This window comes from Vibrio comitans, assembly GCA_024346835.1.
Lineage (GTDB): Bacteria > Pseudomonadota > Gammaproteobacteria > Enterobacterales > Vibrionaceae > Vibrio > Vibrio comitans.
On sequence record AP024866.1, the window covers coordinates 2,258,684 to 2,273,033 of the forward strand.

Here is a 14,350-nt window from a genome sequence, read left to right on the forward strand (position 1 = left end):
ACTTAGGTGCATCCTGATGCAGTTAATTCGCAAAGAAAAATAAAGCCATCAACAGTGCGACACGTATCACATCATGCTGCTTTATAAAAAAAGAGAAAGTTAATTAAATCAATACAAACAACAAGTTATCGGATATGTAAATTTTGGAGAGAATTCAACAACAAATAAAAAAGCAGACAAAGATCACAAGAAAAGCGCTATTTAGCCAAGAAGTATGGGACTTGCGTCAAAACAGATTTAGATAAATTAGGGAGGGTTTAGTGATTGAAACAACAAAAAGTGATAATAATCACAGTATGTAGCGGTAGTTATACTGCGATCAAAACAGACAAATTAAATATCAATGGAGAATTGAGTTGGTACAAAGAGGTATTTTCACGATAAAAATAAAGCCCCTCAATACTCAACATGAAAAGTACCAAGGAGCCTCAAACCACTCGATGACATTAAGGATAACGTCCCTCACTATCACTAAAGATATATCTTTCATAACCTAGCTTCATTTGTTCAGCGATTAGTGCTTCGTCAGGAAGTCCGCTGCACTGCCCTTTATATCTATTACCCCAGGTACCGTACTCGTAGGCTTGTACTGGGTTACAGAATTTCTGTTTTCCTTGCTCAAAACCAGCCACGTACTCGGTGTATTCACCCTCTTTGACCATTTCGAGATCAAAGCGCTGCTCTAGGTTACCTGTGGTTTGCATCGGCAAGCCCTTTGCACCTTGCTTATAACCTATCTCTTGCCAAGAAGAGTTAGATGGCGTTGCTGCACATGCTGTCAACAAGCTGATACATACAACAGTTAATAGTAATCTCATAAGTTCCTCTCTCAATCACAAAAGTGATGTCTACCCATTGACCACCCTCTATACGGTAGAAAGAGAAACTGAAGATTAAATTTCAGACGAGAAAGAACTTTTCTACTTGAGGTTCTGCATTGCCCATTGCATAAATTGTTGTTGTTCGTCTCGAGAAAGCTCAGAGAATTGGGTCTTTATGTCTTCTGATACAGCTACTCCATTCGCTGAAGGTACAGCAGAAGCAGTAACTGCAGCCGTTGTCGACGCAGTTCCAGCATCAACTAATTTATTATATGAAACGACTTGTTTTTCATAGTCATTGAAACCTTGAAAACCACTTTTTGGTATCACAACTAAATCAAAATCTACAGGTTCACCCGAGCCATTAGTCAAAGCAAACGTAGGTGACTTATCAAACTTGTTTGCTTCTTCAATTGTGCGCATCTTTTTGTAGGAAAGCTGATAACTATCCTCATCTGCAGCTTCAAATGTCATCAACATTAAGCTCGAATCAAATTTACGGCGCTTACCGTCTTCAAAAACAATTTGGCCAATGGTTACGCCAATTTGGTTACTTCCTTCGCCGATTTTTATCTGGTCAACATCGGTGAAGATACCGTTGTCCACCGCCTTACTATTAACGACCTGAGGAACTATCTCAGTTTGAAAAGACAACAAACTGTCTGCAAACGCACTAGAACTCATTAAAAGACCAGTAACTAGGGCTAAACATGACTTTTTCATAAAAATAATTCCTAAAATTCTAATGACAATAAGGGCGCTGAGCGCCCTTATTAAATTGACTGAATTAGAAGTAGTATTCAACACCTACTGACACTTCTACGAAGTCTTCTGACTTCCAACGCAAATCTGTAGAATCCGTCACCTGAACTTTGTCACCAAAGTCTAGAGTACGTGCACGAGCGTATAGAACGGCTGACGGATCAACGAAGTATAGAACCTGACCTGAGATGACGTTATCGTCGGTATTATCGATAGTTTGACCATCGCGCTCTAACTCAAAGTTCATCGCGTACGCTAGTTTGTACTGCCAGTCACCTGTAGTGTAGATAAGACCTGTAGACATAGCGCCTTGAGTTTCATCGATGCCAGAAGTCGTTGATGCTTCCATGTGCTTATACTGAGCAAAGAACGAGATGCCATTTTCAAACCAAGCCTGAATGCCTGCCAAATACGTGTCATTGGTCCAAGTTGTACCTTCAGATTCGAAGTTATCATTTCGCTCATAAGCCAAATCAAATTGGAAAGGCCCTACATTGTAGTGCGCTGCACCACCAAACCAGTAATCATCACCCGCACCTAGAGCGGCTTCGTCACCAGCACCCATCGCTAGGTCAAAAGAAAGCGCATCAAAATATTTAGGCGTATCCCAGCGAATTGTGTTTGATTGACGGTCTTGATATTTTGCACCACCGATTGAACCACCCCAGTCATACACATCACCCAAACCTGGGTTAGATGCTGGCCAGTCAATCAGTTCGTAGATAGGAGTCAAAACACGACCTAGACGAACCTGCCCCATACCTTCACTTTCAAAACCAACGAAAGTATCACGTTCACCAAGACCTGCACCTGAACCACCAAAACTAGGATCTACGTAACCACCTTCAATTTGCCATAAGAAGGTCGGGCCAAAATTCTTAAATTGTTTCTTACCACGAAAACCAATACGGGATTCGTTGTTCAACTGCATGCCACTTAAGTCATCATCTGTAGCTGAATTACCAGAATCATAATCACGGTACGCCGCTTGCAAAGCGATGATGCCGTAAACTTCGTATGAAAAATCACTCTTTGTTAAAAATTTTTCTGCAGCATTCTCACCTTGGATACCAGCAGCTAGTGCTGTGCCACTTAATGTAAGACTGGATAACGCGACCGCTACTAATGACTTTTTGAACAGAGACATGAAGGAACCCCTTGTATTTTATAAATTATTTTATTTGTGTAATCAGCACTTCCGGTGCCGTTTTTGTTTACTGGGTTAATTCTTACAGATTTTTTCAAACACAAAATAAGTACAAGGGATTTGTTTGAACAAGTTCACTATCAAAAAAACTAAAGATAATTAAATCAATGTTTTCAAGTAGTTATAGAACGTCAAAATCGTCAAATTTAATTAATACCGCAAATATCGATCATTCCAATACTATTTTTAAGTTTGGATCACGAGAAAAACTTGAAGTGCGTCATACTGGATTTAGATTTCAATTTACAGAAGTTCAAAACAATCACAGAAAATGTGATCTTCGTTTAAGGTAAGCAATTGAAAGGGCAGAAAATAGAGGCTTAAGACTTCCCGTTAAATCATTTTTAACGGCAAACCACCCAATCTAAATTAAGAATGTGAATTAAGTTGAGTATTTGGAGAGCGGTCGTTAGCGAAAAATGGATGTGTCATTACTAGAAAAAGCTTAAGAAAAGGCAGTCGTCGTAGTTTTTGCTGAGAATGGCAGTGATATGTTGAGCTATCAGCTAAAGGCTAGTGCAGCATCACATAAAGCAGGAATAGAAATAAAGCGGAAAATATCTTTCAGCTAGCAGGAACTGGAAGCTTTAACGCAAATTAGACAACCAGCTTCAGACAAATGGATATATGAGAGAAAGACGCGAGGTTCTGGGTTCTGGGTTCTGGGTTCTGGGTTCTGGGTTCTGGGTTCTGGGTTCTGGGTTCTGGGTTCTGGGTTCTGGGTTCTGGGTTCTGGGTTCTGGGTTCTGGGTTCTGGGTTCTGGGTTCTGGGTTCTGGGTTCTGGGTTCTGGGTTCTGGGTTCTGGGTTCTGGGTTCTGGGTTCTAGCTTCTAGCTTCTAGCTTCTAGCTTCTAGCTTCTAGCTTCTAGCTTCTAGCTTCTAGCTTCTAGCTTCTAGCTTCTAGCTTCTAGCTTCTAGCTTCTAGCTTCTAGCTTCTAGCTTCTAGCTTCTAGCTTCTAGCTTCTAGCTTCTAGCTTCTAGCTTCTAGCTTCTAGCTTCTAGCAGTTTATTGCAGACAAAAAAAGGGCCAGCAACTAGTGCTGGCCAAGAGGAAATAAACAAACCCTACGTAATTTACTTAACTTGTGTAACTCGACTCTCCCTTTCACCGCTAGCGGATACTGATTTAATCCATACGTCTCCAGAAACTGATGGACGTTGCTCATCTTGATAGGTCACCCAGTTTTCACCATCTACAGAGTAATGCAGTTCTACACCAGGGAATTGAACGTTCATAGCAAGCTTGCCATCAACAATCTCAGCGCCCGGTACCGGTAGACGGTAATCAATACCTGCCTTTTCAATCTTAGCCAGTTCACGTTGACCCATTACATTGGCAAAACGAGTCCAATCAGCAAGAAGTGCATCTTTGTTTACAAGGTCAGTCTCTAGGGAGTATTCGACACCTACCTTATATTCATTTTCCCACTCAGCGGCATGCCAAGCACGCTCTGCTGCTGCAATCACACGTGGGAATACCATGTACTCAAACTGTTCATCTGTACGCACCGTTTCAGACCAAAGCTGAGCTGACATACCGTAGAATGGTCGATTTTGCTCAACCGTACCGGCAGCAGTGTATCCGTTGCCATCACGGTCAACAGAGGTTTCCGCATTCTGAGGAAGGTTTTCAGGAGCAAATGCAAACATCTTGCGAGTATCAGTCGCACGTGTTGCCCAGTAGTAGCCACGCTCTTTCGGATCTACTTCGTATGGGAAGTCCATGTACACATAATCAGGGTTAGAAGCAATTATGTCGTAGCCTTTGTTAGCCCACTCATAAATACTTGCCGCACCGCCCCAATACAGGGTTTCCCAGAAGTTAACGCGCGTTTCTTCCGTAGCGAATGAATCAGCACCTTCACTATATTTCAAGCCATCTTCCCACGCTTGGAAGTTTGCAATACCTTGTTTTGCAACGATCTTTGATACTTCTTCAGCAAAATAGCTTGGAAGGTGGCCAAAGTCTTCAACATCACCACTAGCGATCAATGCCTGACATTGTGGAGACTTAGCGAATGGTAAATCTTGCTTGGATAGGTCGATGTTACCTTTCCATGCCACTTTCTCTTCCGCATTGATGTCTTGGAAACCCGCTCCTAGCTTGATGTTTTTCGCTTCATCGCCACCAAAGTGCCAAGTCGTTAGAGGCATACCTGCTTCATTGTGCATTGCAGCGACTTCAGTAATGACCTTGTCAACAAAGCGCTTAGACGAGTCTATACAAGGGTTAATGAAGCTTTTCTTATCATAGAACTGGATGGTCGTGACATTAGATGTGTCTTGAGGATCCATTAGGCGATATTCATTGGCCGCTTCTTCATTGCCTTCAGCCATTAAGCGATCGTAGCGAGCCTCCATAGACACTACTGCAGCTCTTGCGTGGGCTGGCATATCAATCTCTGGAATCACTTCTACATTACGAGCTTTAGCGTACTTCAAGATTTCTAGGTAATCTGCTCGAGTAAAATGACCCGTACCAAAGTTGTCCGTTGTGGCACCTGAACCTAACTGAGGTAATAGGCAAGATTTCTCTTCTAAATCGAAACAGCGCTTAGCACCAACGTCTGTTAGCTCTGGCAATCCAGGGATCTCTAGACGCCAACCTTCATCATCAGATAAGTGGAGGTGTAGCTTATTCATTTTGTAAGCTGCTAGCTGATCAATGGTAGATAGAATCGCTTCTTTAGTATGGAAGTTACGAGCTACGTCAACCATGACACCACGGTAGTCAAAGCGTGGTGCATCTTTAATCTCAACCTGTGGTAGTTCAGTTGGTGCATCTAGGTTTACCAATGCAAAAACCGACTGCATCGCATAGAACGCACCTGCCGTATCAAAGGCTTTAATCTCAATACCATCGTTTTCAATGTTTAGTGTGTAAGCACCAGATTTTGTTTGTTCTGCTTTGAATTCTTCAGGAACCACTGAGATTTCAACAGGTGTAGTACCCGCTAGATTGACGCCTAGTAGCTCTGCTCGGCTTTCAAGGGCCTGCACTTGAGCACTCTCAAATGGTGCATTTACTAGCTTTAGACCACCAGAGATATCCAGTGTGCCTTCCTTTGCTTGGGTGAAAGACGGAGCAGGAATAATCGCTGTAGAAACGTCTTCCAATGCGACATCGCTATTCTTATCAAAGCGTGATGCCGCAGTTGCAATGATATTGTTATCACCCGCAGTGCGCTTAAGGTTGTCACCTTCTAATCCGCTGACAAAATCGGTCATATCCACATCGCTCAGAGATACGAGTTGTTTAGGCTCTGCACCTTCGGCTGCAACGAATGCACCAGGCATGAAGTCAGTTTCAAATAGCTGCCAGTACTCACCGATAAAGGTTAAGTCAACGCTCTCGCCTGCTTTAAATCCCTCAAACTTATCCGTTGGTTCAAGTTTATGCAGATCGCCAGTCACTCGAGTAATCTTAAACTGTTCATTATCTACATCTAAAATCAAGCGAATGCTGTGGAAGTAGATTGTCCAATCTTTTGAATCTACAGCTTCACCGTCATTGGTTAGCGTCATTTTAACTTGATTACATGAAGCCCACTCCGCACCTAGATCTTGACATTTCAAGCCATCATCTGCGCCGTGGTTAGTTAATACTTCATATTTGATGTCTAGATTGTTAGCAAGTAGGTCAACGGTATTCTGCGGTGAGTTCTGCATTGAAGAACACCCAGCCAGTACGGTTATTACAGAGGTAGCAATCAAACTCTTTTTCAACATGATAAGTCCCTATTGGTATTTTAATTTTTCTAAATCAGTTATTGAGTAGGTATGCATACAATCTAAAATGCATTAATTCGCAATGCAAATTTAGTAGAGGAGTGAAAACTCGGTTCTAAATCATCCACAATGAAAACATAAGAGACTGAAATATATAGATTAATTTAAATTTACAGCTTCTCGTACCATTCTAATAATCCACTTTATTGAGCAATTTTTATATGCAAAGTGTGATTGTCAGCACTCGTTGTTAAAAACGTCAAAATAGCGTTTTTTTAGATCTTAACGGGGACTGTTGATTTTCTACTCTGCAATTGAAGTGTTCTGTAATACGTAAGGTTTCAATGAAGGCAACATTGCCATAAAGCAAGTAACTGCAAGGGTTAAAGAGAAACGCTATATAAAGAGAGAGTAACCAAGCACAGAACTATCACGCAGATAATTACGTCTTTAATCACAAGAATTGACCATTAAAATGGCAAACACTTCACGCTAGTGAGAATAAATGTGATGACCAACTAAATTTTCGATTAAAAATAACAATTACCATGTTCAGAGAACTTCTAATCGCTTAATAAAAAAAAGCCCCGACTTCATTCATCCAATGGGCATTGGAGACTGTAGCAAGGGCTTTTCAATTTTATCTATCTGATTTAAGTTGTTTTACTCTCAGTGACTACGCACATGCCACTGCTTTGTTTTTTGCCTTACGTCTTAGTAAGCGGAAGGCTATTCCTGCGAGCATTATTAATCCACAGAATCCATAGACTTGCATTATTGTTGGATCATTAGAAACGAAACCGACATCTGAGAACATAACGTAAGCACCGAGAACCATGTACAAGATGATCGCAGATGCTTCAAAACGGAACGCCCATGGAGTGACATCAATATTCTCGTTAATTGGCATTACATACTCTGTTTCACGAGGCATGAAGTGGCCAATGATGAACATCAGAGCGGTACATACTACAAACAGGATAGCCAGTTGATGCAGGAAGTGAATCGGGGTATCAAACACTAACTGCATTGCCGCGTAAGACAATACGAATACGGTCAAAGCAACCTTCGCTGCAACAGCAGGTACACGCTTAGAGATGTATCCCACGAACACAATGGTAAAGATAGGCACACTAAAGAAGCCCGCAACCATTTGTAGATATTGGAACAAGCCTTCTGGGGCATACATGATGAAAGGTGCAATACATACCGAGATAATCGCGATAATCACACCAAAGATACGGCCCTTACTCACCAACTCTTCATCAGTCTTCCCTTTGCCAAATAAAGGTTTGTAGACATTAAGAGCAAATAAGGTTGTTGAGCTGTTCAATACACCGTTGAAGGTACTCAGGATGGCACCAAACATCACAGCAACAAAGAAGCCAACGAGTGGTTTAGGTAGAACCTCATTCACCAAACGCGTGTACATGGTATCTGGGTTACCGGCATCTGCTCCGAAAATATGGAAAGCAATAATACCTGGGATGATAAGAAATAAAGGTGAAATAACCTTAATTGCACCAGCTAGGATGACGCCCTTCTGACCCTCTTTTAGGTTCTTTGCACCTAGAGCACGTTGAATAATCGACTGATCCGTACCCCAATAATAAAGATTCACCAGCAGCAAACCGGTAAATAGCGTAGAGAACGGCAGTGGATCGGTTGAAGTACCTACAGACTGAAGCTTCTCTGGTGCAGCCGTTAGCAAAGTATCTAATCCAGCACCGAAGCTACCGCCGCCTAACATCATTAATCCAAATACAGGGATCATTAGGCCACCGATAATAAGGCCGACACCATTAATCGTGTCAGCGATAACTACCGCCTTTAAACCGCCATAGATAGCATAGAAGAAACCCAACAAACCTATGGTTGCCGCAATCAGAGCAATGGAGCTAAATTCAGAGATGCCCAATAGAGCCTGTACATCAAAGATTTCACCCAGTACCACAGCACCCGCATAAAGAGTTGTCGGCAAAATGTTGATAACATACTGACAAAGGAAAAGTAGCGTAACAAACTTCTTCACAGAAAGGTCATAACGACTTTCCAGAAAATCTGGAATGGTCGTAATACCCTGCTTCAAATAGCGTGGCACAAGCATCAAGGCGATGATCACGAGCGTCACACCAGAGGCAACTTCCCACCCCATAACACTCATGTTGTGAGTATAAGCTTGTGCGCTCATACCAACAAAACTCGTTGCACTGAGGTTAGTCAAAATAAGTGAGCTAGCAATTAACCCGCCGGTTAGGCTTCTTCCGCCGAGAAAGAAGCCGTCTTGTGAGGTGTTCTTGTCATTCTTTACTTTGTTATAGGTGTAAGCCACCACAAACCCAGTAAACAGAAAGAACGATAGCAATACCGTTATAGACATTTTGTTTTCCTTTATTTGTTATTTTTTTCGGCAGCAATACCTCGCTGCCGGTAGTGTTTTACAGAGGTTTTTTCGTTATTAGATTTTTTGTAGGTGCACAATCAGAGCAGACTCTGGGTCGAGAATAGGTAGTGTTATTCCTATCTCTTTCAGGTTGTCGCCACTGAGGGTCAGTGTTTTATCCAGCCATTTAGGACGGTGCTTCATCAACTGAAAACTGGTTTGTGGCATCTCTACCAATTTCACTTGGTATTTGGTATTAGCATCAGTGCAGTTAATGCGAAGAGGGGATGGAAGCGCATGATCTGGCATTGCTAACTGGCAAACAGTTATCAACATTTCATCATCACTTTCTACACCGTAGATGTTCTGATTCTTGTCCGCAGGATCAATACGGAAACTACGACCACCGTGCAGCAAGTGACGGTATTGCTTATGCAAAGCAATGTAGCGTGAGAACGCTTCTTTTTCTGCTTGCGGTTCTTTTACAGGATCAAGCTCAACTCCCATATGGCCACCAAGTGCGGTCACACCGCGCATATTGATATGGTGACGTCGATTCGTTGAGTGGCACTCATCAGGACCGATATGAGCCCCCATGACTTCAGGAGGAAAAAAGTAGCTCATACCCTTTTGGATCGCTTGACGCTCAAGTGCATCGTTACAATCCGATGCCCAAAATCGCTGCGTGCGCTTTAGGATCTCAAAATCAATTCGACCACCACCAGAGGAGCAAGATTCTATTTCCACATTGGGATGGGCGTTGTTTAACTCATCAACTAATCGATACAGCGCCATGGTTTGGCCATGAACCGCAGGGCGACCTTGATGCCCTGGCTGAACAAGTTCACGGTTCATGTCCCATTTAAGGTAAGTAATGTTATAGCGAGTTAGCAGATCATTTAGGCGCTCAAATAGGTAGTTGAAGCAACCTTCATTTTGCAAATCGAGGACATACTGCCAACGACCTGATGGTTGATGGTATCCTTGCAGACCTAGCACCCATTCAGGATGATTACGGTATAAGTTGGAATCTTGACTCACCATCTCAGGCTCAACCCAAAGACCAAACTCCATACCTTTGTCATTCACATGTTCAATGACAGGCTCTAGACCGTTTGGATATTTCACTTCATCTAGGTACCAGTCACCAAGAGCGGCACGTTCACCATCACGGCCAATAAACCAACCATCATCGATGATAAAGCGTTCAACCCCCATCTCTGCAGCTTCACTCGCCATCTGCATGATGTATTCAGGTTTATGGTCAAAGTAAATGCCTTCCCAGGTATTAAGATGCACAGGACGAGGCTTATCTACTGGGAATTTCACTATATTCTCGCGTACAAATTGTTGAAAACGCTGTGAAATCCCATTGAGGCCAGAGTTACTGTAACAGCCATAAAGCCAAGGGCTTTGATAGCTTTCATCCGTATCCAGAATAGACTCACCAGATAGAAGCAACTCTCCTGCCTGAACAAATCGACGACCATCACTACGAACGTCAGCCCGCATCTGATGGTTACCACTCCAAGCTAAATGGAACCCCCACACCTGACCGCTCTGTTCGCTAAAACCATGACTACCCACAAACAGCCCTGGGAAGTTTTCATGCGAAGTACGGCCACGGCGGTTCTCTTGCATGAACCCACCATGCTCAAAATGCTGACGCTGAGTTTGAAACTCATGGCACCAGCGACCATGAAACGTCATTAGCTCATTCGCGTGATTAGGCAATGGAAGCGTGGATGAAAGCTTACCTAAGCAATAACGGCTATCTCCTAGGTTTTTCACTGAGGTGCGTTTTTTCAGTACGTCAGTGTCAAAATCCAGATCTAACTCAATGGTTAGCTCCAATTTAGCCATATCATCACGCAGCGTAAATTCCACAGCATTACCGCTTTGGTTGGCTGCGACCAAGCTAAATACTGGCGCCCAATCCAATCCATCGCGATGACCTTCAATGCCAGGAGCATTGAAATGACCACTACCTAACTCTGGGCATAGTGACAAAGGAACATCGACGTCCAAACGCGCTTGAGAAATTGGACGCTCAGTAGACAGCAATAGATCCTCATCGATCTGGGCGATCTTTGCGCCCCAATGCAGCACTTCAGGAACTCGAGCTGTCTTAATGATCAAGCTGTGATTTTTACTTTGTAGGTGAATAAATTCATTCATAGCAAACCAACATTGTTTTCGTAAACATTAACTACAACCAATACTGATGCAAATAGCTAAATTTTCTAGCCAAAAGCTGACTAAGTGTGATCAAAACAAAGTAAACAAAATGCAAAGTTCGACTTAGATCTTGTTGTTTTCGGAAACATTTTTATATGTTTTCTGTGACATTTTTGAAGTACTGCAAGGTTATGCTGTGATTAATTCTGTAGTATTAATCTAGTGGGAAGAAAAGTTGAGGAAATAGTAGTGAGTGTCACCTTCAAAGACGTCGCAAAACTGGCCGGTGTTTCGACACAAACCGTTTCACGCGTGACTAATGGCTCTGAGAATGTTGCAGAGAAAACACGGAACAAAGTTAATAAGGCAATTAAACAATTAGGCTACGTTCCAAATAAAGGGGCACAAATGCTTAGCCGTGCTCGCTCCACCAGCATTGGACTGATCACTCTTGATATGGCTCTGCATGGTGCAGCTTTAATAGCCAATGGCGTGCGCATGAAGGCACATGAGTTACAGTTTGGTACTGCATTCTCAGTCGTTTCTGATCCTACCCTTAGCAATATTCAACAATCCATCCGTGAGCTTATTGCGCAGCAGGTGGAATGTGTCATCCTAAATGTGCCGCTGACCTCTGAAGATGCAACTCATTTAGTGGAGCAGTTTCAAAGCCTTCACCTTATCTTTATTGACGTGCCTGATGGCACTCCCGTCCACTTTGTTCATGGTGCGCATGCAGATGGCGCTGCACAGTCCGTGCACCACTTACTTGAAGGTAACAGAGAGCACTTCTTACTGGTAACAGGACCTAGCAAGTCCAGCGCCTCTAAAATTCGACTACAAAGCTGGCTTAGTGCGCTTAACGATGTAAATAAGCCAGTGGTTTTTCAATATCAAGGAGACTGGCAAGCTCAAAGCGGATACCTTGCCGTTCGAGAAGCAATAGCAAAACAGAAAAGCTTTGATGCCATACTGGTTGCCAATGACCAAATGGCCTTGGGAGCACTACGCGCCCTAAACGAAATGAATATAGAGGTACCAAAGCAAGTGGCTGTCGTTGGGTTTGATGGTATAGCAGATAGTGCTTACTTCAACCCTCCCCTAACTACGGTAAAGCAGGACTTTACTGAGATTGGACAGCAAGCCGTGATTCTTGCCATCGAATTAAAGAATCACGATCCTCTTATTGAACACCCACTTAAACAAGTGCGTATTCCTGTTGAGCTTATACAGCGTGAAAGTAGTAACCCAAAAATAGAAGCTCACTACCAAAAGCAAAAAATCCAAGATCTACTTCGCCAAGTCGAAGCACTACTTCCAGAAGAGTAAGGTTTTTGCGCTGCACACTCATTCTCAACGAAAAAAGGATTGGCAAAAGCCAATCCTTTTTATCTCACTTACTTTGTAGATTAAGAGTAATCAGAAGCGTAAGTTTCTTCATAAGTGTGTGAGTAAAGCTCAAACAAGTTGCCAAACGGGTCTTCTAGATACACCATTTTTTGAGGTTTGCTGTTGTCTTCTGGGTGGTAACGCATGATGTCCATACGAACCTTACCGCCATATTGCTCTGTGCGAGCGATAGCACCTTCAAAGTCATCAGTTTGCAGACAGAAGTGGAAGATGCCTAGGCGAGAGAAGTCAACTTCGTGACGCTCTTGGCGCTCTTTCATTTCAAACATTTCAACACCGATACCGTCTGAAGTGACAAGGTGTGCAATATTAAAACCTTTAAAGCCTTCACCGAATACAGCGATACACATACGACCAATAGCGGTTTCGCGCTCTTCGATAACTTTAGTGTTGTTCATTACGATTTTTAGGCCTAGCGCTTTGGTGTAAAACTCAACCGCTTTGTCCATATCGCCAACCATGATGCCTACGTGATTCATTTTCATAATCTGCTCCAATCTCTTAGTAATTAGTTTCGTGTTTTGCGTCGATGGAGAGAGTATATGGAGAAGTTACCATTAATAAAAATTATTAGACTTTATTTAAATAATAAATTTATGTTATAAAAAGAACTACTCTATCTGTTTCCTCTGTTCTCACAACGTTGCAGATAGAGTGATTTAAGTTAAAAGAATCGATAAGGTATGCAGCCTAGCCTATCAATTCGACTAGGCCGGCACCCTGCTTAGCTTGGCAGACATAAATTGATTCTTTAAGGCCTGTTGCAGCTTCGTACTGTTGTTCAACAGAAGACATAACCTCATTAACTAGGCCTGGTGGAACCAATGCGACGATGCAACCACCAAAACCACCACCTGTCATACGAACACCACCAGCACTGCCCACAACATTTTTTACGATTTCAACTAGGGTATCAACTTCACCAACAGTGATTTCAAAATCATCTCGCATAGAGGTGTGAGATTCAGCCATGAGTTCCCCCATGCGCTTCATATCACCTGCAATAAGCGCGTCACAGGCTTCTAGTGTGCGGTTGTTTTCGGTAATCACATGACGAGCGCGTTTAAATACCACCTCATCGAGCGAAGAGGCTTTCTCTTCTAATTGCTCAATCGTTACGTCGCGTAACGCCTTAACCGAGAAAATACGAGCCGCCTCTTCACACTGTTCACGGCGAGTGTTGTATTCACTATCAACAAGTCCTCGCTTCTTATTGGAGTTGATAATAACCACAGACATATCTGTAGGCATCGAAACACTCTTCGTTTCCAGACTACGACAATCTAAAAGCATTGCGTGGTTTTCACGGCCTTCTGCTGAGATCATTTGATCCATAATGCCGCAGTTACAGCCCACAAACTCGTTCTCGGCCTGTTGACCATTTAGAGCAATCTCAGCTTGACTGATCTCTAATTGATACAGGACTTTAAAGGTTTGTCCGATAACCACTTCAAGGGCCGCCGATGAACTTAGACCGGCTCCTTGCGGCACATTACCTGTTACCGAAATGTCCGCTCCCTTAAACTCATAACCGCGCGCCAATAAACACTTCACTACGCCTCGAATGTAGTTGGCCCACATTTTGTCTTGCTGGAATACAATCTCTTCAGTGATATCGAATTCATCTACCGCGTTGTCGTAATCAACTGATATCACACGCACGATATTGTCATCACGCCTGGCTGCTGCAACGACTGTTTGGTAGTTAATTGCACAAGGAAGAACGAAACCATCATTATAATCAGTGTGTTCACCAATCAAGTTCACTCGGCCTGGCGCTTGAATAATGTGAGTGGGTTTGTAGTTAAGTACCTGTTCGAATGAGGCTTTCACGTTTTGAATTAGTTCAGACATAAGATT

The 14,350-nt window shown here is 42.8% G+C and carries 10 protein-coding genes; 2 read left to right on the plus strand and 8 right to left on the minus strand.

The genetic code is table 11. The features are described 5' to 3' along the window. Nucleotides 1-446: 446 nt before the first annotated feature. The 3 genes from OCU46_RS10315 to OCU46_RS10325 form a co-directional block, all read right to left on the minus strand. On the minus strand, nucleotides 447-818 hold the full coding sequence (locus OCU46_RS10315; protein WP_141272478.1) for a DUF2799 domain-containing protein: 372 nt from the start codon (nucleotides 816-818) through the stop codon (nucleotides 447-449). A gap of 102 nt (nucleotides 819-920) precedes the next feature. Beyond that, entirely contained in the window at nucleotides 921-1,544 is a 624-nt protein-coding gene (locus tag OCU46_RS10320; RefSeq protein ID WP_141272476.1) for a YccT family protein, read from the minus strand. Nucleotides 1,545-1,608: 64 nt separating this feature from the next. After that, complete coding sequence (locus OCU46_RS10325; protein WP_141272474.1) at nucleotides 1,609-2,730, minus strand: porin; 1,122 nt, start codon at nucleotides 2,728-2,730, stop codon at nucleotides 1,609-1,611. Between the two features lie 687 nt (nucleotides 2,731-3,417). Here OCU46_RS10325 and OCU46_RS10330 point away from each other — a divergent pair. Beyond that, nucleotides 3,418-3,624, plus strand: coding sequence for a hypothetical protein (locus tag OCU46_RS10330; RefSeq protein WP_337972444.1), 207 nt, complete (start codon nucleotides 3,418-3,420; stop codon nucleotides 3,622-3,624). A gap of 240 nt (nucleotides 3,625-3,864) precedes the next feature. Here the strand turns inward: OCU46_RS10330 and OCU46_RS10335 are convergent, their stop codons facing one another. The 3 genes from OCU46_RS10335 to OCU46_RS10345 form a co-directional block, all read right to left on the minus strand. Next, on the minus strand, nucleotides 3,865-6,519 hold the full coding sequence (locus OCU46_RS10335; RefSeq protein WP_141273536.1) for a beta-N-acetylhexosaminidase: 2,655 nt from the start codon (nucleotides 6,517-6,519) through the stop codon (nucleotides 3,865-3,867). Between the two features lie 676 nt (nucleotides 6,520-7,195). Beyond that, nucleotides 7,196-8,899, minus strand: coding sequence for a solute:sodium symporter family transporter (locus OCU46_RS10340; RefSeq protein WP_141273534.1), 1,704 nt, complete (start codon nucleotides 8,897-8,899; stop codon nucleotides 7,196-7,198). A gap of 78 nt (nucleotides 8,900-8,977) precedes the next feature. Next, nucleotides 8,978-11,080, minus strand: a complete 2,103-nt coding sequence (locus OCU46_RS10345; protein WP_141273532.1) for an alpha-galactosidase — start codon at nucleotides 11,078-11,080, stop codon at nucleotides 8,978-8,980. A gap of 249 nt (nucleotides 11,081-11,329) precedes the next feature. Between OCU46_RS10345 and OCU46_RS10350 the strand changes: the two genes are divergently transcribed. Continuing rightward, complete coding sequence (locus tag OCU46_RS10350; protein ID WP_167495442.1) at nucleotides 11,330-12,409, plus strand: LacI family DNA-binding transcriptional regulator; 1,080 nt, start codon at nucleotides 11,330-11,332, stop codon at nucleotides 12,407-12,409. Nucleotides 12,410-12,489: 80 nt separating this feature from the next. On the opposite strand, the gene OCU46_RS10355 is transcribed toward OCU46_RS10350, so the two are convergent. Beyond that, nucleotides 12,490-12,975 (minus strand): VOC family protein, encoded by a 486-nt coding sequence (locus OCU46_RS10355; protein WP_141273529.1) that lies wholly within the window; start codon nucleotides 12,973-12,975, stop codon nucleotides 12,490-12,492. Nucleotides 12,976-13,180: 205 nt separating this feature from the next. After that, on the minus strand, nucleotides 13,181-14,344 hold the full coding sequence (galK, locus tag OCU46_RS10360; RefSeq protein ID WP_141273527.1) for a galactokinase: 1,164 nt from the start codon (nucleotides 14,342-14,344) through the stop codon (nucleotides 13,181-13,183). Nucleotides 14,345-14,350: the final 6 nt, after the last annotated feature.